The organism is Thioclava sp. F36-7 (assembly GCF_002020075.1).
GTDB lineage: Bacteria > Pseudomonadota > Alphaproteobacteria > Rhodobacterales > Rhodobacteraceae > Thioclava > Thioclava sediminum.
On record NZ_MPZR01000001.1, the window covers coordinates 209,064 to 231,884 of the forward strand.

The following is a 22,821-nucleotide window of genomic DNA, read 5'->3' on the forward strand; positions in this document are numbered from 1 at the left end:
GCGCGGATGGCGAAGACCAGAAGCGCTCAGCGCCCCATCGCGTAGAACTCGGGGTTCGGCGGGATCGCGGCCATGTTCACCAAGCGGTTCGACAGGCCGAAAAACGCGGTGATCGCACCGATGTCCCAGATATCGTCATCGGTGAACCCGTGGGCCCGCAGCGCCTCGTAATCGGCCTCCTCGACCTCCTGCGCGCGCAGGCTCACCTTCATCGCGAAGTCGAGCATCGCACGTTGGCGCGGCGTAATCTCGGACTTGCGGTAATTCACCGCGACCTGATCGGCGATCAGCGGGTTCTTGGCCCGGATACGCAGGATCGCCCCATGCGCGATCACGCAATACTGGCATTCATTGGCCGCCGAGGTCGCCACCACGATCATCTCGCGCTCGGCAATGGTCAGGTTGCCGGGCTTCTCCATCAGCGCGTCATGATAGGCGAAGAAGGCGCGACACTCGTCGGGGCGGTGCGCCAGCGCGAGGAAGATGTTCGGGATGAACCCGGCCTTCTCGTGAACCGCCTCGATCCGCGTGCGGATATCCTCGGGCATGTCTGCGAGTTTCGGCACAGGATGCCGGCTGATCTTGTCTTGCATGTGGGGTCTCCTCTCTTCCGCCGCCACTATGCACAGGTGCGACCGGGCCGAGGAAATGACGTTGCGGCAATCGCGCTCAGAGGTCGAGCGTGATCCAGACCGGCACGTGATCCGAGGGCTTGTCGCGGCCGCGGATTTCCTTGTCGATCCCGACATCGCGCAGCAGATCGGCGGCCTGCGGCGACAGCAGCAGATGGTCGATCCGGATGCCGTTATTCTTCTGCCAGGCGCCCGCCTGATAGTCCCAGAAGGAGTAATGCCCCGGCCCTTGGACCCGGGCGCGGAACGCCTCGGTGAAACCGAGATTGAGGATACGGCGGAAGGCTTCGCGGCTTTGCGGCAGCGCCAGCGCATCACCGCGCCACGCCTCGGGCTTCGCGGCATCCTCGTCCTGCGGGATGATGTTGTAATCGCCCGCCATCACGAAAGGCTCTTCCAGCGCCAGCAGCGCCTCGGCCCGCGCCTTCATCCGCTCCATCCATGACAGCTTGTAGGCGTATTTGCCGCCCTCGACGGGCTGACCCGCATCGTCCAGCTCCACCGGGTTGCCATTGGGCAGATAGAGACCACAGAGCCGCACCGCGCCCTTGTCGCCGACCACGGTGGCCTCGATCCAGCGCGCCTGTTCGTCGCCCTCGTCCCCGGGCAGGCCGCGCGTCACATCCTCCAGAGGCAGCTTCGAGAGGATCGCGACGCCGTTGAAGCTTTTCTGGCCGTGCGTCTCGACCGAATAGCCCAGTTCCTCGAAGATCTCGCGCGGGAAACCCTCGTCGACCGACTTGATCTCCTGCAGCAAAGCCACGTCGGGCTCGGCTTCCTTCAGCCAATCGACCAGCGCCTGATGGCGCGCCTTGATGCCGTTGATGTTGAAGGTGGCGATTTTCATAAGCGGCTCCGGGTTTGGCAGTCGCGAAAGGTGTAACGGATCGCGGCGGGCGCGGACAGGGCGGAGTTAGCCCTCTTCGCTTTCCTCCTTATCGATCCCGTGACGCTCGAACAGCTTCGCCTGCGACATGATGAAGGCGATCATGATGATCGGCAGACCGAAGGTCTTGAAATCGACCCAATGCGCGTCCGACATCGTGCGCCAGACGATCTCATTGGCCACGGCAAGCCCGAGGAACAGCCAGACGAAGCGCTTGGTCAGGATCATCCAGCCCTCATGCGCCATCGGCATCGCCTCGTTCATCACCAGTTGCAGCCACGCCTTGCCGCGCAGCAATCCGGCCCCGAGGATGCCCGCGAACAGCAGGTAGATGATCGTGGGCTTCATCTTGAAGAAAGTCGGATCATTCAGCCAGACCGACAACCCGCCGAAGATCGCCACCAGCACGAGCGTCGCGATCTGCATCGCCGAGAGCTTGCCGGTCAGCAGCCACAGAATCAGCGTCGTCGCCGCGATCAGCGGGATGAACAGCGCGGTGGCCACGACGAAGCCCGAGTAATCGGTGCCGAGGATCGTGTAGGTGCCGTCCTTGAGCCGGTTGAAGGCGACGAAGAACACGATGAGCGGCCCCCAGTCGAGCGCCGCTTTCACCCAGGGGGAAATCTTTTTCTCTGCCATCTGCCTTTACCTGCCTGCTATCTCAACGATCACGGCCCCTGCCGCGATCAGCGCCATCAGAGCCGTGCGCCGCGGCCCCACTTTCTCGCCCAGCACGAGCCAGCCGATGAGCGCTGCGAAGACCGTGGACGTCTCGCGCAGCACCGCCGCCTCGCCCACCTTGTCGAGCCGTGTCGCCAACATGATCGAGCCAAAGGAGAAATAAGCAACAATCGCGCCGATAATACCCCTCTTGATGAGCGGCACCATTTCCGAACTCGGCAGTTTCGTCCAGCGCCGCGCGGTAAAGATCGGCATGAACCAGCCGTCGATGAAGAAGAACCACGCAAGGAAGGTGAACGGATCGGCGGTCGCGCGGATGCCATAGGCGTCATAGGTGGTGTAGAGCGCGACGAAAGCGCCGGTCGCCACGGCCAGCATCAGGGCGGGCACCATCGTGTCGCGATCGACCGTCACATTGCGCAGGTTGTAGAGCGCTAGCCCGTATATGCCCGCCAGAAGCGTCGCCACCCCGGCCCATTGGCCGATCGTGAAATGCTCACCGAAGATGAACCCCGCCCCGATGACCGCGAAAAGCGGTCCGGTGCCGCGCACGACCGGATAGACCACCGTATAGGCCCCGCGCTGGTAGCAGGCCGCCTGCAGCAGCTTGTAGGCGACATGGATGAAGAACACGCCCACGAAGATCGGCCACATGAAGGGCTCGGGCCACGGCACGACGAAAAGCGCGAAGGGGGCCGCGATGATCCCGTAGCTCGCATCGATCGCGGCGCGGCTGAGCCACGGATCGTGGCGCCCCTTCTGCAACGCCCCGAACAGCGCGTGAAGAAAGGCCGCGAGCAGAGCGAGGCTCAGCGCGAGGTGCTTGCCGGTCTCGGTGCCCGAGACGGAGATGATCCAGTCGCTCAAGGGGAAGTCCTTCGTGATGTCGGCGGCAAGGGGGCGCTGCCCCCTCTGGCCTCAGGGGCCATTCACCCCCGGGATATTTCGACCAAGGGGAAGAGGAAAGGCGCATCCCTCTCTTCGCTCTTGCACAAATATCCCCGGGGGCGCGCGCAAGCGCGGGGGGCGGCGCCCCCCTTCGCGGCGTCAGTCTTCGAGACCGACGAGGGCCTGCGCGAATTCCTCCGGATCGAAAGGCGCCAGATCATCGAGTTGCTCGCCCACCCCGATCGCATGGATCGGCAGGCCGAACTTGTCGGCCAGCGCCACCAGCACACCGCCTTTCGCAGTACCGTCGAGCTTGGTCATCACCAGCCCCGAAACGTTCGAGATCTTGCGGAAGACATCGACCTGTTGCAGGGCGTTCTGGCCCGTCGTCGCGTCGAGCACGAGAAGCGTGTTATGCGGCGCGCTCTCGTCGACCTTGCGGATCACGCGGACGATCTTGGCCAGCTCCTCCATCAGGTCGGCGCGGTTCTGCAGCCGCCCTGCGGTGTCGATCATCAGAAGGTCCGCGCCCTCGGCCTCGGCCTTCTTCATCGCATCATAGGCGAGCGAGGCCGGGTCCGAGCCTTCGGGCGCGGTCAGGACCGGCACACCGGCGCGATCGCCCCAGACCTGCAGCTGTTCGACGGCGGCTGCGCGGAACGTGTCGCCCGCGGCGATCACGACCTGCTTGCCCGCGGCGCGGAATTGCGAGGCGAGCTTGCCGATCGTCGTGGTCTTGCCCGAGCCGTTGACGCCGACCACCAGCACGACCTGCGGCTTCTTGGGGTAAAGCGGCAGCGGTTTCGCGACCGGCTCCATGATCCGGGCGACCTCTTGGGCCAGAAGCCCCTTGATCTCGGAGACCGAGAGCTTGCGGCCCATCCGCCCCTCGGCGAGGTTCGCCGAGACGCGCAGCGCGGTGTCCACGCCCATGTCGGAGGCGATCAGCAATTCCTCGAGGCTCTCCAACATCTCGTCATCGAGGACGCGGCGCGGCTCGGCCACTTTCGCCTCGCCACCGCCGAAGATGCGCCCCAGAAGGCCGGGCTTTTTCGGCTCGGGGCTGGGGCGCTCGGGCGCGGGCTCGACGTCGAGCGGCGCCTTGGCGATCTGCGCATTCTCCTCCTCGACCGGTTCGGTTACCGGCGCGGGCACGTAGCCGGGCGCGGGCGGGGTCGGATCGGGGAGGTTGATCGTCTCGCTGTGCCGCGGCTCGGGTTCGGGTTCCGGCTCTGCCTCGGGCTCCAGTTCCGGGGCGGGTTCGGCGCGGGTCTGCGGCGCCGCCTCTGGGGAGGTCTCTGCGGGCGTCGCGGGCGCGGAAGGCTCCGGCGTCTCCGCGACCTCGTCTTCGCTGGCCGCATTCTCGGCGACGATATCCTCGAGGCCCTGCTCGAGCTTCGAGGAGGAACGCGTCAGACGCGATTTGAGCTTTTTGAAAAACGACATGGATCAGGCCTTTCCTTACGCTCCACCTAGTTCATCGCAGGCCCGGATGGAAGGCTTATCCCCCGGCAAAACCCGATCCCGCGCCCCAGCCGATCAAGGCCTGACCGCCCCAGTAGAGCACCCAGAGCGCGCGTGCCGCCAGCTGTTTGCGGCCTGCGTCGCGCAGCACGAACATCTCCAGCGCGAGGATCAGGTCGGAGAGGACGAAGGCGAGGCTGCCCACGACCACCATCAGATAGCCCGCAGGAAGGCCCATCGCCACCGCCGCCATCGCCACGATGATCCAGATATAGCTGCGCACCGGCCAGCACAGCCCGCCCGTGCGCGGCAGCAGCCAGAACTCCGCCGACAGCCCCAGGGCGATGAGCGGGATGGTCCAGGCGGAGGGCCGCGCGCCGATGTCGAGAAACCCCAGAAGATAGGCCAGATGCCCCGCCGCGAAGGCCGCCATGCCGATCAGGAAGGCCCGTTGACCGGGGCGCGACAGGGCGAAATCGCCCGCCGCCCCGAGCGCGAGGCCCGCGAGGATCGCAAGCGGCGCGCCCATGGCCGCCGCCATCGGAATCAGCGCCACGACGGAGGCGGTCTTCACAAGGGTTTTCGCGCCGCTTTCCCCAGCGCCTGCATGGCGCGCGAGGTAAATCAGCGCGAAGACGGCGGCGATGAGGAGACTGATCGGGGCTGCGGACATCATGGCCACATCTCGCGCAGAAAAGCCCGGCTGCCGCAAGCGGGGTCATAAAAGGGTCGAAATTGGCGAAAGAATAGCGCAAAACCATTGCACTATTGAGAGTGAGCGAAGCGGACCCGCAGCACGTGACCCAAGGCAAAGACCCTTCACGCAAGCGCCGCCTGAGCGGAGCAATTGCAAATCTGCTGCGGCGGTCGCGCGAGATCCCCGGGGTCGACAGTTTCGCGGTCGTGACGCTTCTGCCGGTGCCGCTTCTGCTTGTGGCGGGCGTCTTCGGCGGGATCGCGGCCTGGGCGGCACTGGTCTGGATCGGGCTGTGCATGTTTATCCTGGATGAGGCGCTGAAGCATCCCTCTCCCGATGCGCCGGAAGGCTCGGAATTCCCGGCAGCGGATGCGCTGTCGACGACGCTGGCGGTGGTGCATTTCGTGCTGCTCGTGCTCGGCGTGGCGGCGATGTCGGGGCATACGCTGCTGGAGGGGCCGAGCTGGATCGCGGTCTGGCTGGCCTTTGGGCTGTTCTTCGGGCAGGTGTCGAATTCCAACGCGCATGAGTTGATCCACCGCTCGGACAAACGGCTGTTTCTGCTGGGGAAATGGGTCTATATCTCGCTGCTTTTCGGGCATCACACCTCGGCGCATCGGCTCGTCCATCACCGTTTCGTCGCGACGCCGGACGATCCGAATTCCGCGCAGCTTGGCGAGGGGTTCTGGTCGTTTGCGCCGCGGGCCTGGATCGGCAGCTTCATCGGCGGCTACGAGATGGAGCGAAACCGCTTCGCCCGTCTACCTGCGATCGATCCGAAAGCGCCGCTGAGCGCGCGGATCAAGGCGAGGATCGCGCGGCTCGGCCCCTACCCGTCCTATCTGCTGGGCGGGCTGTGGTTCGCGGTGCTGTTCGGGATGCTCTTCGGGGCCGAGGGCGTGGTGGCTTACCTGATGCTCTGCGCCTATGCGCAGGTGCAGATCCTGCTCGCCGATTACGTCCAGCACTACGGGTTGTCACGCAAACGCCGTGGCGATGGCAGTTTCGATCCGGTCGATGCGCATCACAGCTGGGACGCGCCCGCGCCGATCACCTCGCTGTGGATGCTCAACGCGCCGCGCCATTCGGATCACCACGCGCATCCGGCGCGGGAATACCCGGCGCTGCGGCTTGGCGACCTGACCGAGCCGCAGCGGCCCGTTCTCCCGCGTAGCCTGCCCGCGATGGCGGCGCTGGCGCTGTTCCCGCCGCTCTGGCGCAAGGTCATGGACAAGCGCGTAAAGACCTTGGGCAAAGCGCAGCCAGCCGACACCGAAGGGGCGAGCGCGCGCTAGGCAAGCGGGCCGCGATCTGGCAGGTTGGGCGAAAGACCTTGCCGGAGCCCTCCCATGCGCCCGAACCCGATCCTGTCTCTATCCCTTGCGGCCTTGGCTCTGATGCCGACGCTGGCGGCCGCTGCCGATCCGCTCGGCCCGCCGCTCAATGCGGAGCAATTCGATCAGCGCACCGTCGGGCGCACAATCACCTATTCGGTCTTCGGCCAGCCCTACGGCTCCGAGCAATACAAGCCCGGCCACAAGGTGATCTGGGCCTTCACCGAAAGCGAGTGCAAGGAAGGCGACTGGTATCAGGACGGGCAGTATATCTGCTTCGACTACGGCGAATATGCGCCGCTGCAATGCTGGACCTTCTACGACACGGCGCAGGGGCTGCTCGCACAGTTCAAAGGTGATCCCTCGCAGGAACCGCTGGTCAGCCTGTCGGAAAGTCAGGACCCGCTGGTCTGTCAGGGTCCGGATGTGGGCGTGTAAGCCTCAGAACAGACTGCCCTGAGACGGGCCCGGATCGGGCTTTTTCTTCTTCGGCTTCGGCGCGGTCGCACTGCCGCCCCCGCCCGGGATGACAGCGAGCTTGCCATCGGCGAACTCGATTTCGAGACCGGACTGCTTCTCCGCGACCCCCTGCGAGGTCACCACGCCGTCGGGGCCGCGCACCACCGCATAGCCGCGCTTGAGCGTCTCGGTATAGCCCAGCGTCTGGCGCATCCGGTCGAGCCGCTCGAGCCGTTCGCGCTGCGCCTCGAGCCGCGCGGGCAAGGAGCGCTCGAGCCGGGCTTCCAGCCCCGCCAGCCGTTCCGCGCCGTCGCGGTTGCGCCGTTGCGCATCGCCGATCATCCGCACCCGCGCCGCATCCAGCCGCCGCGCAAGCTGCGTGTGATCCTGGGTCGCGCGCCGCATCCGCGCCGCAGGCGCAGGGGCCAGCCGCGCCGACAGCCCCTCGATTTCCCGCGAGCGATCCCGGATGAAGCGCCGCAGCAGGTTCGGCGAGATTTGCGCAGCCAGTGGCGCGAAACGGGTATTCTTGCGCAGGACCAGCGTACGCAGCGCAGGCCCCAGCCGCTCGGCCCAGAGATCGAAGCTTTGCCGCGCCGGTTGCGTCAGCGCCTCGGGACGCCCCAGACCACGGGCCAGATCGCGGAGCCGCTGGCCGCGCTGATCGAGCCGCCCGCGCGCCGCCCGCATCATCCGCGTCTGTGCCTCCGACAGCCACGCGGCCAGTTCGGCGCGCACTGGCACCGCCATTTCCGCCGCCGCCGTGGGCGTAGGCGCACGCCGGTCAGCGGCGTGATCCACCAGCGTCGTATCGGTCTCGTGGCCCACCGCCGAGATCACCGGGATGTCGCTTTCGGCCACGGCGCGGACCACGGGTTCTTCGTTGAACCCCCAAAGGTCTTCGATCGAGCCGCCGCCGCGCGCAACGATGATCAGATCGGGACGCGGAATCTCCCCGCCCGGCGCCAGCGCGTTGAAGCCCCGCACCGCGCGCGCCACTTCCGGAGCGCAGGCCTGTCCCTGCACCGCCACCGGCCAGATCAGCACATGGCGCGGGAAGCGGTCGGCGAGCCTGTGCAGGATGTCGCGGATCACCGCGCCCGAGGGCGAGGTCACCACGCCGATCACCTGCGGCAGCCACGGAATGGGCTTCTTGCGGCCCGCGTCGAACAGCCCCTCGGCGGCCAGCGCCTTGCGGCGCGCCTCCAGCATCGCCATCAGCGCACCCGCGCCCGCCGGTTCGACATTGTCGACGATCAGCTGATATTTCGACTGGCCCGCGAAAGTCGTCATCCGGCCCGTGGCGATGACCTCCATCCCCTCCTCGGGGCGGACCTGCATCTTCGCCACCTGCCCTTTCCAGCTGACGGCGGCGATCACCGAGCGGTCGTCCTTGAGGTCGAAATACATATGCCCCGAGCGCGGCATCGACACACGGCCAACTTCGCCGCGCACCCGGACGCGGCCGAATTCCCCCTCGATCACGCGTTTCACCGCCCCCGAAATCTCGGAGACCGTGTAGTCATGCGCGTTCGAGCCGCTTTCGTCGTCGAGAAGGTCCATATGCCTGCCTGCTTGAGCGTTGGTCCGGGGCGCCTTGCCTCAGAGTTTCGCGCAGCTTAGAAGGCGGGAAAGCGAAGGCCAAGGGGGCGAGCGATGAACATTCTGGTTCTGGGCGGCGGCGGGCGCGAACATGCGCTGGCTTGGGCGATCAAGCAAAATCCGAAATGCGACCGGCTGATCGTGGCCCCGGGCAATGCCGGGATCGCGCAGATCGCCGATTGCGCGGCGATCGATCCGAGTGATGCGGCGGCGGTGCTGGAACTTTGCGAGGCCAATGCGGTCGATTTCGTGGTGATCGGGCCGGAAGCGCCGCTGGCAGCGGGCGTGGCCGATGCGTTGCGCGCGCAGAACATCCTGACCTTCGGCCCCTCGGCTGAGGCCGCGAAGCTGGAAGCCTCCAAAGCCTTCACCAAAGAGATTTGCGACGCCTGCAACGCGCCCACTGCAACCTATGCCCGCTTCACCAGCGCGGAAGGCGCAAAGGGTTATGTCCGCGAACAGGGCGCCCCGATCGTGGTCAAGGCAGACGGTCTGGCCGCCGGTAAGGGCGTGATCGTCGCGATGACGCTCGATGAGGCGTTCAACGGCATCGACGAGATTTTCGGCGGTGCGTTCGGCAGCGCGGGCGCGGAAGTCGTGATCGAGGAATTCATGGAGGGCGAGGAAGCCTCGCTCTTCGTGCTGTGCGATGGCGAGAACGTGCTCGCCGTGGGCGGCGCGCAGGATCACAAACGCGTCGGCGAAGGCGATACCGGCCCGAACACCGGAGGCATGGGGGCCTATTCCCCCGCCCCGATCCTGAGCCCCGAGATCGAGGCGAAGGCGATGGACGAGATCGTCCGCCCCACCGTCGCCGAGATGGCGAAGCGCGGCACCCCGTTCCAGGGCGTGCTCTATGCCGGGCTGATGATCAAGGATGGCCAGCCGCGGCTCGTGGAATACAACGTGCGCTTCGGCGATCCCGAATGTCAGGTGCTGATGCTGCGGCTCGGCGCGCAGGCGCTCGATCTGCTGCTGGCCTGCGCGGAAGGGCGTCTGGGCGAGGTGCAGGCGCAATGGGCGCCGGATCACGCGATGACGGTGGTGATGGCCGCGCGGGGCTATCCCGGCGCCTATGAGAAAGGCTCGGTGATCGGCGGGCTCGACGCGCTGCCCGAGGACGGCTCGCGCATGGTCTTCCACGCGGGCACCTCTGAGAAAGACGGACACGTCGTCGCAAGCGGCGGCCGCGTGCTCAACGTCACCGCCCGCGGCGAGAGCCTGCAGGAAGCGCGCGATCGGGCCTATGAAATGGTCGATGCGATCGACTGGCCCGAGGGCTTCTGTCGCCGCGATATCGGCTGGCGGGCGCTGAGCTGAGGCGTGACAGGGGGCGCTGCCCCCGCTCGCGTTCCGCGCGCCCCCCGGGATATTTCCACCAAGCCGAAGGCGCGCAACGGAACATTAACTACGCTCACGTTATCAAGGATTCGCGGAACAGGCGGGGACGCCGATGACCGCCCAAGACGAACGTGCCCGGCTCGCCCGCCCTTCTGCGGATCGAGTCGGGCATTTTTCGGTTTCGGCTTGGCTCAAATATCCCGGGGGGCTGGCGCAGCCAGCGGGGGCAGAGCCCCCTCGCGTGGCGCAGGAAAACTCCTTCATGGTGAAGATGTGCCAGCCCCGGCTTGCAGCATTTGCCGCTCCCACTGAGGCAAAGCGCCGCCTGCCGAAACGTCAGGCAGGAATTTTCCCCTTCGCGCAAAATTTCCTCTTGCAGCCTACGCCGCTATCCCCTAAATCCGCCTCCACCGAACCGGCGCGGGCGTAGCTCAGGGGTAGAGCATAACCTTGCCAAGGTTAGGGTCGGGCGTTCGAATCGCCTCGCCCGCTCCAGTTCGGTCAAATACCCAAGGATGCGGGCGTAGCTCAGGGGTAGAGCATAACCTTGCCAAGGTTAGGGTCGGGCGTTCGAATCGCCTCGCCCGCTCCAATACAAAAAAGCCTCCCTTCGGGGAGGCTTTTGTTTTTCCGCCCCACTGCCCGTCAATCGACATGCCCCCGCTTGAGCGCGCCCCCTGCCTCGGCCTATAAGGCGGTGAGTTTCAAGGAGGCGCCGCATGCGCAAGGCCACCATCAGCCGCAAGACCGCCGAGACCGAGATCAGCGTCGAGATCGATCTCGACGGGACCGGTCAATTCGATAACAAGACGGGCGTGGGCTTCTTCGACCACATGCTCGATCAGCTCGCGCGGCATTCGCTGATCGACATGACCGTGCGCGCGAAGGGCGATCTGCATATCGACGATCACCACACGGTCGAGGATACCGGGATCGCGCTGGGTCAGGCGCTGGTGCAGGCGCTTGGCGACAAGCGGGGCATCCGCCGCTACGGCCACTTTGCGCTGGCGATGGACGACACGCAGGTCTCTTGCGCGCTGGATCTGTCCGCGCGGCCGTTCTTCGTGTGGAATTGCGACATGCCCTCCCCGAAGATCGGCACGTTCGACACCGAACTGGTGCGCGAGTTCTTCCAGGCCCTCGCCACCCATGGCGGGATCACGCTGCATATCGACCGCGTGCATGGCTTCAACAGCCACCACATCGCCGAGGCCGCGTTCAAATCGGTCGCCCGCGCCCTACGCATGGCGGTCGAGACCGATCCGCGTATGGGCGGTGTGCTGCCCTCGACCAAAGGGGCGCTTTGATGCTCACGGCACTGGTCGATTACGATTCGGGCAACCTGCACTCGGCCGAGAAGGCGTTTCAGCGCATGGCGAATGAGACGGGTCACGGCACGATCGTCGTGACCTCGGAGCCGGACGTCGTCGCGCGCGCCGACCGGATCGTGCTGCCGGGCGACGGGGCGTTTCCGTCCTGCAGCGCGGCGCTCTATCGCTTCGAGGGGCTGGCGCAGGCGATCGAGGAGGCGGTGATCGTGAAAGGCCGCCCCTTCCTCGGGATCTGCATCGGCATGCAGATGCTGGCGACGCGCGGGCTCGAGTTCCGCGAGACCGAGGGTTTCGGCTGGATCCCCGGCGAAGTGGTGAAGATCGAGCCCTCCGATCCGTCGATGAAGGTCCCGCATATGGGCTGGAACGATCTGGTGATCGACAACGATCACGCCGTGCTCGACGGGATTTCGACCGGCGATCACGCCTATTTCGTGCATAGTTACCACTTCAAGGTGGCCGAGCCGCAGCACCGTCTGGCCTATGCCGAATATGGCACCGAGATCACCGCGATCGTGGGCCGCGACAATATCGTCGGCACCCAGTTCCACCCGGAGAAATCGCAGGCCACCGGTTTGCGGCTGATCGCGAATTTCCTCGGCTGGAAACCCTGATGGCGCCCAAGGCGGTTCTCTCATGGTCCTCGGGCAAGGATTGCGCAATGGCGCTGCATGCCTGCCGGACCGAAGGCCATGCGGATGTCGTGGCGCTGCTGTCGACGGCCAACGAGGCTTTCGACCGGGTCGCGATGCACGGCACGCGCAATGAGTTGCTGCGCCGTCAGGCGGAGGCTGCGGGCCTGCCGCTGATCGAGGTGCCGCTGCCCTGGCCCTGCTCGAACGAGGATTACGAGGCGCGGATGGCCTCTGCCATGGATCAGGTGAAGGCGCTTGGCGTCGAGACGATGGTCTTCGGCGATCTCTTCCTCGAAGACGTGCGCGATTACCGGATCGAGAAGCTGAAACCGCTCGGTGTCGAGGCGCTCTTCCCGCTCTGGCAGCGCCCCACGGATCAGCTGGCGCGCGAGATGATCGCGGCGGAGTTCGTCACGCATCTGGTGACGGTGGACCCGAGCAAGCTCGATCCCAGCTTCGCGGGGCGGCGTTTCGATGAAAGCCTGCTGGCCGATCTGCCCGAAGGCGTCGATCCCTGCGGCGAGAATGGCGAGTTTCACACCGCCGTCAGCGCGGGCCCGATCTTCGACGCGCCGATCCCGGTGCGGGTGGGCGAGACGGTGATGCGCGACGGCTTCGCCTATGCCGATCTGATCCCGGAGTAAGCCCGGCAAGAAATCCCGGCCCGCCGCATCCTCGCAGGGGCCGGGGAAGGCATCACTTCACGCGCTGCCAGTCCTGCGACTTGCAGAACAGGCCGCCCGCCACACAACCGGCCAGCGCCATCGCGTTACCGTTCACGGTGACTTTGCCGAGGTAGATCTTGTTGTTGGACGGGCGCCAGACCTTGCCCTGGTATTTGTTGTTGCCCTTCGGCTCCATCCCGATCACGAGCTGCTTGCCGAGGTTTTCCGACTTGTACTCGCTGCCGCCCTTGAAGGTCCGCACAATGGTGCCGCAGAACTTCGACCCGCAGGGTGCGATGTCCACATAGGCATAGGCGCCGTCATCGGGCTGCGTCTTCCAGGTGCCCTCGATCGGGTCGGCAAGCGCCGCACCTGCGCCCAGTGCCAGGATCGCTGCGGCGATCATCAAAGTCTTCATGGCAAATCTCCTCCCTTTTGCCTGCTGGCCGCATCAGGCCATGCAAGAGCGATTCCCGGCAAGACTGACGTGACGTCCGCGTCAGGCTTGGAAAATCCGCGAACCCGTGGCAAGAGGCATCGCGACAGTTCAGGAGTGCCCACAGATGATCCTCTACCCCGCAATCGACCTCAAGGATGGCCAATGCGTGCGTCTGCTGCATGGCGAGATGGACAAGGCCACGGTCTTCGGCGACGACCCGGCGGCGCAGGCGGCCAAGTTCGAGGCAGCGGGCTGCGAATGGGTTCATCTGGTGGACCTCAACGGAGCCTTCGCGGGCGAGCCGGTGAACGCGGCCGCCGTCGAGGCGATCCTGTCGCGCATCAAGGTGCCCGCGCAGCTGGGCGGCGGCATCCGCGACATGGCGACGATCGAGCGGTGGCTGGATAAAGGGCTGGCGCGGGTGATCCTCGGCACCGTCGCGGTCGAGAACCCCGATCTTGTGCGCGAGGCCGCGAAAGCCTTCCCCGGTCAGGTGGCCGTCGGGATCGACGCGCGCAACGGCAAAGTCGCGACCAAGGGCTGGGCGGAAGAGACCGATGTGATGGTCACCGATCTGGCGAAGTCCTTCGAGGACGCGGGCGTCGCCGCGATCATTTACACCGACATCATGCGCGACGGCGCGATGGGCGGGCCGAATATTGCTGCTACCGAGGCACTGGCCCGCGCGGTCGAAATCCCGGTCATCGCGAGCGGTGGCGTGTCGTCCCTGCCCGACCTGATCGCCCTGCGCGACACGGGCGTGATCGCGGGCGCGATCTCGGGGCGGGCGATCTATGACGGCGCGCTCGATCTGACCGAGGCGCTGGCCGCGCTGCGCGCCTGACACAGCGCTGAGGAAATCCACCGCAAGTGACACAAATCATTGCGCCATGTGAATTTCCGCGTGAGGGTTAACCCAGCGTTAACACCAAGTGTGGAGGGTGCCATGAAACGCATGATGACGATTGCCGCGGTGACCGCTTGCCTCGCAAGCGCGGCCATGGCGAATGATACCAAAGGCTTTGTGGGTCTGAACTGGACCTTCGGCCCGGGCGCGAGCGGCCTTGAAGGGGTGTTCGGCGCGATGAATTACGACCTCGATCCGGATGGCGACATCAACGGCGCGAAGCTGTCATTGCATCTCGGCATCGGTCCGGGGCCGGTGCAAGGCAAGATCAAGCTGACCGGTGTCGCCGGTCAGGACAATGCCATGGCGGAACTGGGCATGGGCTATGGCAGCCGCGGCTGGTTCGGCACGGGCGGGCTGACGGGCGAGCATTGGAACGTCGGCGGCGATCTCTTCTTCCAAGGCGGCTGGGAAGGCTTCGGCGGCATTCACAGCCTGCAGTTCGACCGGCCGAAAGCGCCCACAGCACCGGTTCTGGAGCCGCCGCCGCAGGAGGCTCAGCCCGGCTAAGTCGTGTTAAGCAATTCATCACAGAGGTACAGGGCGGCTTCGGTCGCCCTTTTCCTTAGCTCAGGCACCCACCGATTTGCGCACCATATCCCAGTAGATATCGGCCACGGTGGCGCGGCTCAGACGACCACCTTCGCGGAACCATGTATTCACCCCGGTCAGCATCGCGATGATCGCCATCGTCGCAAGCTTGGTATCCGGGATCAGGAACACGCCCTCGTCCTGCCCCGCCTTCAGGATCGCTTCCAGCTCGGTCTCGTAGGTCTTGCGCAGCCCCTCGATCACCGCGAAATTCTCCGGACCGAGATTGCGCAGCTCCATGTAGCTGAGAAACACCGCCTCGGCCCGCTCGAGGTTGAAGCGGATGTGGAAGCGCACGAAACGCTCCAGCCGTGCATGGGCATCGCCCCCGGCGGGCTCGGCGTGCCACGCGGCGATCAGCTCGTCCATGTGGGTCTTGAGCAGGTCGAACAGCAGCGCCTCTTTGTCGGGCGTATAGAGGTAGAGCGCCCCCGCCTGGACCCCCACAGCGCCTGCGATCTGGCGCATCGAGACAGCGGCAAACCCGTGCCGCGCAAAGAGCCTTTGCGCCTCGGCGCGGATCTTCGGGCCGGTAATCTCGGAATGGGAGCCAGTCTTGCGTGCCATGATACCGACGCTAACTGAACGGATGTTCAATATCAAACCCGATTTGCGGCGCAATCGGCACTGGCAATGGGGCCGTGGGCGCAATAGTTTGCCCCTGTCCCGAGAGGAGAAACCATGCGCGCCCCTGCCCTGATCGCCCTGTTTGCCTTGCTGGCTTCGCTCGCCGCCTGCTCGAAGCAGTCGACGGAGGACTATCCGGCACTGCTGCCGATGGACGAGATCCTGACCGATCAGCCGCTCACCCCCGACCCGGCCCCCGAGCTGGAAGCGCGCGCCGACGCCCTGCGCGCCCGCGCAGACACGATGCGCAGCCAATAAAATCTCGCCATAGCGCGGTTGAAGCCGCACGCCGCGTTGCCCTGCCTGCGCTTTCCCGCTAACAGGGCGCAAACCACCAGTTTCGCTCATGAGGTCCCTATGTCCGCCGTCTCCGATACCGCACCCTTGCGTCTTGGCATCGCGGGTCTCGGCACCGTGGGCATCGGTGTGGTGAAGATCGTGCAACGCCATGCCGATCTGCTGGCAGCCCGTGCGGGCCGTCCGGTCGAAATCACCGCCATCACCGCACGCGATCGCACCAAGAACCGCGATGCGGACCTGTCGAGCTATGCATGGGAAGACGATGCGGTGACGCTCGCACAGCGCGACGACATCGACGTCTTCGTCGAACTGATGGGCGGCCATGAAGGCCCCGCGAAAGACGCCACCGAAGCCGCGCTGAAAGCGGGCAAGGACGTGGTGACCGCGAACAAGGCGCTGCTCGCGCATCACGGTCAGGCGCTCGCGGAACTCGCCGAAAGCCTCGGCCGCACGATCCGCTACGAGGCTGCCGTCGCGGGCGGCATCCCGGTCATCAAGACGCTGACCGAAGGGCTCGCGGGCAACGGCATCCGCCGCGTGATGGGCGTGATGAACGGCACCTGCAACTACATCCTGACGCGGATGGAAGATGCGGGCCTGCCCTATGACACGGTCTTCGAAGAGGCACGCGCGCTCGGCTATCTCGAGGCCGATCCGAACCTCGACGTGGGCGGGATCGACGCGGGCCACAAGCTCGCCATCCTCGCCGCCATCGCTTTCGGCACGCAGGTCGCTTTCGACGACGTGACGCTGGAAGGGATCGGGCGCATCTCGATCGACGATATCCGCCGCGCGGGCGATATGGGCTACAAGATCAAGCTTCTGGGCGTCGCGCAGATGACCGGTCGTGGGCTGGAGCAGCGCATGACGCCCTGCCTCGTGCCCGCCACCTCGCCGCTGGGGCAACTGACCGGCGGCACCAACATGACCGTTCTGGAAGGCGACTCGGTCGGCCAGATCGTGCTGCGTGGCGCAGGCGCGGGCGAAGGCCCGACCGCGAGCGCCGTGATGGGCGACGTGATGGACCTCGCACGCGGGTTGCGGCTGCCGGTCTTCGGCCAGCCCGCCGACAAGCTCGAGGCCCCTACCCCGGCCGTCACCGCGATCCCCGCGCCCTATTACCTGCGCCTGCAGCTGTCGGACAAACCCGGCGCGCTGGCGAAGGTCGCGACCGTTCTGGGCGAGGCGGGCGTCTCGATCAGCCGGATGCGCCAATACGGCCATGCCGACACCTCGGCCCCGGTGCTGATCGTCACCCACAAGACGACGCGCGACGCGGTCGACGCCGCGATCGACGCCCTGCCCGCGACCCGCGTAGTCGAGGGCGAGCCGATCGCGATCCGCATCGAAGAGGTCTGATAGGGCCGCAAGTCTCGGCCCTTTCCCGCCGGACGCCGTCAACCCGACCGCGAGGTTCCGCCGGGCGGCCTGACGACGCGCGCCCGGCCCACTCACACCGGTTATTCGGCCGCCTATTTTCGCGACCTCAGGTGGCCCAAACCCCGCATTGCGTGCTATTTTTCACCGCAATAGCGGCTGGCCCCTCCTGTTAGCGTTCACGGGGTTGCCCTTCGCGGCCCCACAGGCTTTACCTATGCCCGGCCCACAACGCCTAGGCAGACAGGAAGACCCAAATGACCCCTCCGAGTGATTTCAACGACCGCATGCTTTCGCTGGGCCTCGCCCGCGTGTCGGAAGCGGCTGCTCATGCCTCCGCCGACCTGATCGGTCGCGGTGACGAGAAAGCTGCCGACCAGGCGGCGGTGAACGCGATGCGCGATCAGCTCAACAAGCTGGAAATCCGCGGCACCGTGGTCATCGGGGAAGGTGAGCGCGACGAGGCGCCGATGCTCTATATCGGCGAGGAAGTCGGTCAGGGCGTCGGCCCGGAAGTGGATATTGCGCTCGACCCGCTGGAAGGCACCACGCTGACCGCGAAGGACATGCCCAACGCGCTGACCGTGATCGCGATGGCGCCGCGCGGCACGATGCTGCACGCGCCTGACGTCTACATGGACAAGCTGGCCATCGGCCCGGGCTACGAGAAAGACGTGGTCTCGCTCGACATGACCCCGACCGAGCGCGTTCAGGCGCTGGCCAAGGCGCAAGGCGTCGAGACCAAGGACATCGCAGTCTGCATCCTCGACCGTCCGCGCCATGAGGACATGATCGCCGAGGTCCGCGAGACCGGTGCGAAGATCCGCCTGATCACCGATGGCGACGTGGCGGGCGTCATTCACTGCGCCGAGCCGGATTTCACCGGCATCGACATGTATATGGGCTCCGGCGGCGCGCCTGAGGGTGTGCTGGCGGCCTCGGCGCTGAAATGCATGGGCGGTCAGATGTGGGGCAAGCTGCTGTTCCGCAACGACGACGAGCGTGGCCGTGCGAAGAAGGCAGGCATCACCGATCTCGACAAGGTCTATGCGCGCGACGACATGGTGCGCTCGGACGTGATCTTCGCTGCGACGGGCGTGACCGACGGGTCCATCGTGAAGGGCGTGAAGCGCGAGCCGACCTATATCGAATCCGAGACGATGCTGATGCGCTCGAAAACCGGCTCGCTGCGCCGCGTGATCTACCGCAACCCGGTGAAGTAACCGGCGCGTCTGGATATTTTTATCGAGAAGAAGAGAAAGGCCGGAGCGCGATGCTCCGGCCTTTCTTCATTCTGGCTGGCGGTCACTCCGCCGCGTCGGCGTAACTCTCGACCGGCGGACAGGTGCAGATCAGGTTGCGGTCGCCGAAGACGTTGTCGACCCGGCCCACGGGCGGCCAGTATTTGTCGACGCGGAAGGCGCCTGCCGGGAAACAGCCCTGTTCGCGGGTATATTTCCGGTCCCAATCGGCCACGAGGTCTTCCACCGTATGCGGCGCATGGCGCAGCGGGCTGTCCTCGGGGGTGATCTCGCCCGCCTCGATCTCGCGGATCTCGTCGCGGATCGACAGCATCGCGGTGATGAAGCGGTCGATCTCGGCCTTGGTCTCGGATTCCGTGGGTTCCACCATCAGCGTGCCCGCCACGGGCCAGCTCATCGTAGGGGCGTGGAAACCGTTATCCATCAGGCGCTTGGCGATATCGTCCACCGTCACGCCCACGTCCGCGAAGGGCCGCGTGTCGATGATGCATTCATGCGCGACACGTCCACGATTGCCCATGAAGAGGATCGGGTAGCCCTCTTTCAGCTTCGCGGCGATGTAGTTCGCAGCGAGGATCGCGACGCGGGTCGCCTGCGTCAGGCCCGGCCCGCCCATCATCAGGATATAGGCCCAGGAGATCAGCAGGATCGAGGCCGAGCCGTAGGGCGCGGCACTCACCGGCCCCTCTTCGCCGCCCGTCTCCGGGTGGCCCGGAAGGAAGGGCGCGAGGTGCGACTTTACCCCGATCGGCCCCATGCCGGGACCGCCGCCGCCATGCGGGATCGCGAAGGTCTTGTGCAGGTTGAGGTGGCTCACATCCGAGCCGATCTCGCCCGGCTTCACCAGCCCCACCAGCGCGTTGAGGTTGGCGCCATCGAGATAGACCTGACCGCCATATTCGTGGGTGATGTCGCAGATGCGCTTCACCGTCTCCTCAAAGACGCCATGGGTCGAGGGATAGGTGATCATGCAGGCAGCGAGCTTGTCGCCCGCCTCCGCCGCCTTCGCCTCGAAATCCTCCAGATCCACGTCGCCATTGGGCGCGGAATTCACCACGACGACCTTCATCCCCGCCATATGCGCCGAGGCCGGGTTCGTGCCATGCGCCGACATCGGGATCAGGCAAACATCGCGCTGATCGTCGCCATTGGCGCGGTGATAAGCGGCGATTGTCAGAAGCCCCGCATATTCCCCCTGCGCGCCCGAATTGGGCTGCATCGAGAAGGCGTCATAACCGGTGATCTCGCAAAGCTTCGCGGTCAGATCGTCGATCATCTCCGCATAGCCCTGCGCCTGATCGAGCGGCACGAACGGGTGCAGCGAGCCGAATTCCGGCCAGGTGAGCGGCATCATCTCGGCGGCTGCGTTCAGCTTCATCGTGCACGAGCCGAGCGGGATCATCGCGCGGTCGAGCGCGAGATCGCGATCCGAGAGGCGGCGCATGTAGCGCATCATCTCGGATTCGGCGCGGTTCATGTGGAAGACCGGATGGGTGAGGTAGTCGCTCTCGCGCAGCAGCGCATCCGGCACCGCCGGTTGCGTGGCTTCGGGGGCGGGTTCGGTGATCCCGAAGGCGTCGAGCACCTTGGCCACCACGCCCGGATCGCTGGTCTCGTCGAGCGAAATCCCGACCCGGTCGCGACCCACCTTGCGCAGGTTGATCCCCCGATGACGGGCGGCGGCGAGGATGCCCTGCTGGCCCACGCCCACCTCGACGGTGATCGTGTCGTAGAAATTCGCAGGCTCCACCAGAGCGCCAGCGGCTTTCAACGCCTCGGCCAGCTGCACGGTCAGCAGGTGCACGCGTTCCGAGATTGCGCGCAGACCGACGGGGCCGTGGAAGACCGCGTAGAAGCTCGCCATCACGGCCAGAAGCGCCTGCGCGGTACAGACATTCGAAGTCGCCTTCTCGCGGCGGATATGTTGCTCGCGGGTCTGCAGGCTCAGGCGATAGGCGCGATTGCCGTGGCTGTCGATCGACACGCCTACGATCCGGCCGGGCATCGCGCGCTTCATCTTGTCGGTGGAGGACATGAAGGCCGCATGCGGGCCGCCATAGCCCATCGGCACGCCGAAGCGCTGCGCGGAGCCCACGGCGATATCCGCGCCCATCGCGCCCGGCTCTTTGAGCAGGCACAGCGCCAGAAGATCGGTCGCGACCACGGCCACGGCTTTCGCTGCATGGAGCGCCTCGCATTCGGCGGTGAAGTCGCGCACGTGGCCATAGGTGCCCGGATATTGGAAGATCGCGCCGAAGACCTTCTCGGCCTCCAGCGTCTCGGGCGCGCCCACGATCACCTCGATCCCGAGTGGCTCGGCGCGGGTCTGGATCACGCCGATGGTCTGCGGGTGGCAGTTCTCGTCGACGAAGAAGGCGGTGGCCTTCGATTTCGACACGCGCTGCGCCATCGCCATGGCTTCCGCCGCCGCCGTCGCCTCGTCCAGAAGCGAGGCATTGGCGACCGGCAGCCCGGTCAGGTCCGACACCATCGTCTGGAAGTTCAGCAGCGCCTCAAGACGGCCCTGCGCGATCTCGGGCTGATAGGGCGTGTAGGCCGTGTACCAGGCCGGGTTCTCGAGGATGTTGCGCTGGATCGCGGGCGGCGTGACGGTGCCGTAATAGCCCTGCCCGATCAGGCTGGTCATCACGCGGTTCTTCTTCGCGACGCCTTCCATCTTCTGCAGGAGGCCATATTCGGTCAGCGGCGCCCAGCCCAGCGGCTCGGCCTGACGGATGCTTTTCGGCACCGTCTCGGCGATCAGCGCGTCGAGGTCCGGCGCCCCCACGGCCTTGAGCATCTCCTCCATCTCGGCCGGCGAAGGCCCGATATGGCGGCGATTGGCGAAATCGTAACTGTCGTAAGTCGTGGGGGTGAAGGTCATGGATATTACCCGATGAAGTCTTTGTAAGCGGCCTCGTCCATGAAGCCGTCGAGCGCGGAGGCGTCGGTGAGTTTCATCTTGAAGAACCACGCCTTGCCCAGCGGGTCTTCGTTCACGAGGCCCGGATTGTCGGCCAGATCCTCGTTGATCTCGACGATCTCGCCACCCAGCGGCGCGAGGATGTCGGAGGCGGCCTTGACCGACTCGATCACGCAGATCTCGTCGCCCTTCTCGACCGTGTCGCCGACATCGGGCAGCTCGACGAAGACGACATCGCCCAATTGCTCGGAAGCGTGCTCGGTGATGCCGACGATCACAACGTCGCCTTCAGTTTTGAGCCATTCGTGGTCTTCGGTGAATTTCATGTAACGTCTCCCGATTGGTTGTTCAGCGTTTGTAAGTGGCGGGGCGGAAGGGCATCGGCACGACCTTGGCGGGCAGACGCTTGCCGCGCACCTCGCCATAGACGGTGGTGCCTTCGAGCGTTTCGGCGGGTAGGTAGGCCATCGCCATCGGCGCCTCGATCGAGGGGCCGAAACCGCCCGAGGTCACACGCCCGATGGGCTGGCCACCCTCGGCCTCGGCGAAAATCTCGACGCCTTCGCGCATCGGTGCGCGGCCCTCGGGGCGCAGGCCGAGGCGCAGGCGGCTCGGTCCGTTTTCCAATTCGCTCAGGATGCGATCCGCGCCGGGGAAGCCGCCTTCGCGCTCCCCACCCTTGCGGCGCACCTTCTGGATCGCCCAAGCGATATTGCCCTCGACCGGGGTCGTGGTGGTGTCGATATCATGCCCGTAGAGGCAAAGCCCCGCTTCGAGCCGAAGGCTGTCGCGCGCGCCCAGACCGATCGGCTCCACCGCCTCATCGGCGAGCAGTTTGCGGGCGAATTCCACCGCGCGGTCCGCGGGCACGGAAATCTCGTAGCCGTCTTCACCGGTATAGCCAGAGCGCGAGATCCAAAGCTCCGTCCCGTTCCAGTGATAGACGCCCACATCCATGAAGCGCATCTTGGCGGTGCCGGGCACAAGCGCCTCCAGCACAGCCTCGGCGGCGGGCCCTTGCAGCGCCAAGAGCGCGCGGTCGGTGAGTTCCTCGACCGCCTCCAGATGCGCCCGCATGTGCGCAATGTCGTCTTCCTTGCAGGCCGCGTTCACCACGACGAACAGATGATCGCCACGGTTCGCCACCATCAGGTCATCGAGAATGCCGCCGTTCTCATCGGTGAACATCGCATAGCGCTGGCGGCCCTCTTTCAGACCCATCAGGCTCACCGGCACGAGCGCCTCGAACGCCTCGGCAGCGCCTTCGCCCGGCACGATCACCTGCCCCATGTGGCTGACATCGAATAGCCCGGCCTTGGCGCGGGTGTGCAGGTGTTCCTTCATCACGCCCAGCGGATATTGCACGGGCATCTCGTAGCCCGCGAAAGGCACCATCTTGGCGCCCAGCTCAACATGCAGATCGTATAGCGGTGTGCGTTTCAACTCGCTCATCGCGGCCTCCCCTTCAGCCGGATGATCCGGCATCGATTCATGAGCCTTCCGGCTCGCCCGATGCCCCCTCTGTCCGTGCCTGCCATGCAGACGCCTGAGATCGTTATCCCTTCGGCGGATGCCGCGATTGCGCGCCGCATCACTCTCCAGAGTCCTTCGTCGGGCACGGTCCTTTTGCCTGAGAGTTTACCGGGGCGGTTGCTCCTTCGGCACCGAGGTTTCCCCCGGATTCTCCCGTATCCAACTTCTCCCGATTACCTGAGGCCCCGCGCGACTGACAAGCCCCAATCGCCAAAAGCGCCGCTTTACCGCCGAAAACGACCTCACG

23 protein-coding genes, 2 tRNA genes and 1 riboswitch are annotated in these 22,821 nt (G+C 65.7%); of the genes, 13 read left to right on the plus strand and 12 right to left on the minus strand.

Features of this window, described 5'->3' with window-relative positions; translation table 11 throughout:
• Positions 1-26: 26 nt before the first annotated feature.
• From BMI89_RS00750 to BMI89_RS00775, 6 genes are all read right to left on the minus strand, one after another.
• Entirely contained in the window at positions 27-593 is a 567-nt protein-coding gene (locus tag BMI89_RS00750; RefSeq protein ID WP_078519650.1) for a peroxidase-related enzyme, read from the minus strand.
• A gap of 76 nt (positions 594-669) precedes the next feature.
• A complete protein-coding gene (xth, locus tag BMI89_RS00755) occupies positions 670-1,479 on the minus strand; it encodes an exodeoxyribonuclease III (RefSeq protein ID WP_078569448.1) in 810 nt (269 codons plus the stop codon).
• A gap of 66 nt (positions 1,480-1,545) precedes the next feature.
• Positions 1,546-2,157 (minus strand): inner membrane-spanning protein YciB, encoded by a 612-nt coding sequence (locus BMI89_RS00760; RefSeq protein WP_078569449.1) that lies wholly within the window; start codon positions 2,155-2,157, stop codon positions 1,546-1,548.
• Between the two features lie 6 nt (positions 2,158-2,163).
• Complete coding sequence (locus BMI89_RS00765) at positions 2,164-3,066, minus strand: EamA family transporter (RefSeq protein ID WP_078569450.1); 903 nt, start codon at positions 3,064-3,066, stop codon at positions 2,164-2,166.
• A gap of 180 nt (positions 3,067-3,246) precedes the next feature.
• Positions 3,247-4,533, minus strand: coding sequence for a signal recognition particle-docking protein FtsY (gene ftsY, locus BMI89_RS00770; protein WP_078569451.1), 1,287 nt, complete (start codon positions 4,531-4,533; stop codon positions 3,247-3,249).
• A gap of 55 nt (positions 4,534-4,588) precedes the next feature.
• Positions 4,589-5,227, minus strand: a complete 639-nt coding sequence (locus BMI89_RS00775; protein ID WP_078569452.1) for a lysoplasmalogenase family protein — start codon at positions 5,225-5,227, stop codon at positions 4,589-4,591.
• Positions 5,228-5,349: 122 nt separating this feature from the next.
• On the opposite strand from BMI89_RS00775, the gene BMI89_RS00780 reads away from it, so the two are divergent.
• On the plus strand, positions 5,350-6,543 hold the full coding sequence (locus BMI89_RS00780) for an alkane 1-monooxygenase (RefSeq protein WP_246831941.1): 1,194 nt from the start codon (positions 5,350-5,352) through the stop codon (positions 6,541-6,543).
• Between the two features lie 54 nt (positions 6,544-6,597).
• Complete coding sequence (locus tag BMI89_RS00785; RefSeq protein WP_246831942.1) at positions 6,598-7,020, plus strand: hypothetical protein; 423 nt, start codon at positions 6,598-6,600, stop codon at positions 7,018-7,020.
• A gap of 3 nt (positions 7,021-7,023) precedes the next feature.
• On the opposite strand, the gene xseA is transcribed toward BMI89_RS00785, so the two are convergent.
• The gene (xseA, locus tag BMI89_RS00790; protein WP_078569453.1) at positions 7,024-8,604 is read right to left on the minus strand and encodes an exodeoxyribonuclease VII large subunit; all 1,581 of its coding nucleotides are present in this window, start codon (positions 8,602-8,604) and stop codon (positions 7,024-7,026) included.
• Between the two features lie 93 nt (positions 8,605-8,697).
• On the opposite strand from xseA, the gene purD reads away from it, so the two are divergent.
• The 6 genes from purD to BMI89_RS00820 all read left to right on the plus strand — a co-directional run bounded on the left by purD (position 8,698) and on the right by BMI89_RS00820 (position 12,594).
• The gene (gene purD, locus BMI89_RS00795; protein ID WP_078569454.1) at positions 8,698-9,963 is read left to right on the plus strand and encodes a phosphoribosylamine--glycine ligase; all 1,266 of its coding nucleotides are present in this window, start codon (positions 8,698-8,700) and stop codon (positions 9,961-9,963) included.
• 441 nt (positions 9,964-10,404) lie between these two features.
• A tRNA-Gly gene (locus BMI89_RS00800) sits at positions 10,405-10,479 on the plus strand.
• Positions 10,480-10,501: 22 nt separating this feature from the next.
• Positions 10,502-10,576 (plus strand) — tRNA-Gly (locus BMI89_RS00805).
• Positions 10,577-10,703: 127 nt separating this feature from the next.
• A complete protein-coding gene (gene hisB, locus BMI89_RS00810; protein WP_078569455.1) occupies positions 10,704-11,291 on the plus strand; it encodes an imidazoleglycerol-phosphate dehydratase HisB in 588 nt (195 codons plus the stop codon).
• Entirely contained in the window at positions 11,291-11,929 is a 639-nt protein-coding gene (gene hisH, locus BMI89_RS00815) for an imidazole glycerol phosphate synthase subunit HisH (RefSeq protein WP_078569456.1), read from the plus strand. The genes hisB and hisH overlap by 1 nt, the downstream gene beginning before the upstream one ends.
• Positions 11,929-12,594, plus strand: coding sequence for an ATP-binding protein (locus BMI89_RS00820; RefSeq protein WP_078569457.1), 666 nt, complete (start codon positions 11,929-11,931; stop codon positions 12,592-12,594). The genes hisH and BMI89_RS00820 overlap by 1 nt, the downstream gene beginning before the upstream one ends.
• A gap of 52 nt (positions 12,595-12,646) precedes the next feature.
• Here BMI89_RS00820 and BMI89_RS00825 read toward each other — a convergent pair whose 3' ends face one another.
• The gene (locus BMI89_RS00825; RefSeq protein ID WP_078569458.1) at positions 12,647-13,033 is read right to left on the minus strand and encodes a DUF2147 domain-containing protein; all 387 of its coding nucleotides are present in this window, start codon (positions 13,031-13,033) and stop codon (positions 12,647-12,649) included.
• 145 nt (positions 13,034-13,178) lie between these two features.
• On the opposite strand from BMI89_RS00825, the gene hisA reads away from it, so the two are divergent.
• Both hisA and BMI89_RS00835 read left to right on the plus strand, forming a co-directional pair.
• Entirely contained in the window at positions 13,179-13,898 is a 720-nt protein-coding gene (hisA, locus tag BMI89_RS00830; protein ID WP_075776131.1) for a 1-(5-phosphoribosyl)-5-[(5-phosphoribosylamino)methylideneamino]imidazole-4-carboxamide isomerase, read from the plus strand.
• Positions 13,899-14,000: 102 nt separating this feature from the next.
• Positions 14,001-14,471, plus strand: coding sequence for a hypothetical protein (locus BMI89_RS00835; RefSeq protein ID WP_078569459.1), 471 nt, complete (start codon positions 14,001-14,003; stop codon positions 14,469-14,471).
• Positions 14,472-14,531: 60 nt separating this feature from the next.
• On the opposite strand, the gene BMI89_RS00840 is transcribed toward BMI89_RS00835, so the two are convergent.
• Complete coding sequence (locus BMI89_RS00840; protein WP_078569460.1) at positions 14,532-15,119, minus strand: TetR/AcrR family transcriptional regulator; 588 nt, start codon at positions 15,117-15,119, stop codon at positions 14,532-14,534.
• Between the two features lie 114 nt (positions 15,120-15,233).
• Here BMI89_RS00840 and BMI89_RS00845 point away from each other — a divergent pair, with 114 nt between their 5' ends.
• The 3 genes from BMI89_RS00845 (at position 15,234) to glpX (ending at position 18,079) form a co-directional block, all read left to right on the plus strand.
• Positions 15,234-15,437, plus strand: coding sequence for a hypothetical protein (locus tag BMI89_RS00845; RefSeq protein WP_078569461.1), 204 nt, complete (start codon positions 15,234-15,236; stop codon positions 15,435-15,437).
• Between the two features lie 99 nt (positions 15,438-15,536).
• Positions 15,537-16,838 (plus strand): homoserine dehydrogenase, encoded by a 1,302-nt coding sequence (locus BMI89_RS00850; RefSeq protein ID WP_078569462.1) that lies wholly within the window; start codon positions 15,537-15,539, stop codon positions 16,836-16,838.
• A gap of 275 nt (positions 16,839-17,113) precedes the next feature.
• Entirely contained in the window at positions 17,114-18,079 is a 966-nt protein-coding gene (gene glpX / locus BMI89_RS00855; RefSeq protein WP_078546229.1) for a class II fructose-bisphosphatase, read from the plus strand.
• An 82-nt stretch (positions 18,080-18,161) separates the two neighbouring features.
• Here glpX and gcvP read toward each other — a convergent pair whose 3' ends face one another.
• The 3 genes from gcvP to gcvT are packed head-to-tail and all read right to left on the minus strand — an operon-like array spanning position 18,162 to position 22,493.
• Positions 18,162-21,002 carry an aminomethyl-transferring glycine dehydrogenase gene (gene gcvP / locus BMI89_RS00860; RefSeq protein WP_078569463.1) on the minus strand — a complete coding sequence of 947 codons (2,841 nt, stop codon included), beginning with the start codon at positions 21,000-21,002 and terminating at the stop codon, positions 18,162-18,164.
• A gap of 5 nt (positions 21,003-21,007) precedes the next feature.
• A complete protein-coding gene (gene gcvH, locus BMI89_RS00865; protein ID WP_078546225.1) occupies positions 21,008-21,367 on the minus strand; it encodes a glycine cleavage system protein GcvH in 360 nt (119 codons plus the stop codon).
• Between the two features lie 22 nt (positions 21,368-21,389).
• The gene (gene gcvT, locus BMI89_RS00870; RefSeq protein WP_078569756.1) at positions 21,390-22,493 is read right to left on the minus strand and encodes a glycine cleavage system aminomethyltransferase GcvT; all 1,104 of its coding nucleotides are present in this window, start codon (positions 22,491-22,493) and stop codon (positions 21,390-21,392) included.
• A gap of 156 nt (positions 22,494-22,649) precedes the next feature.
• Positions 22,650-22,740: riboswitch (glycine riboswitch) on the minus strand.
• Positions 22,741-22,821: the final 81 nt, after the last annotated feature.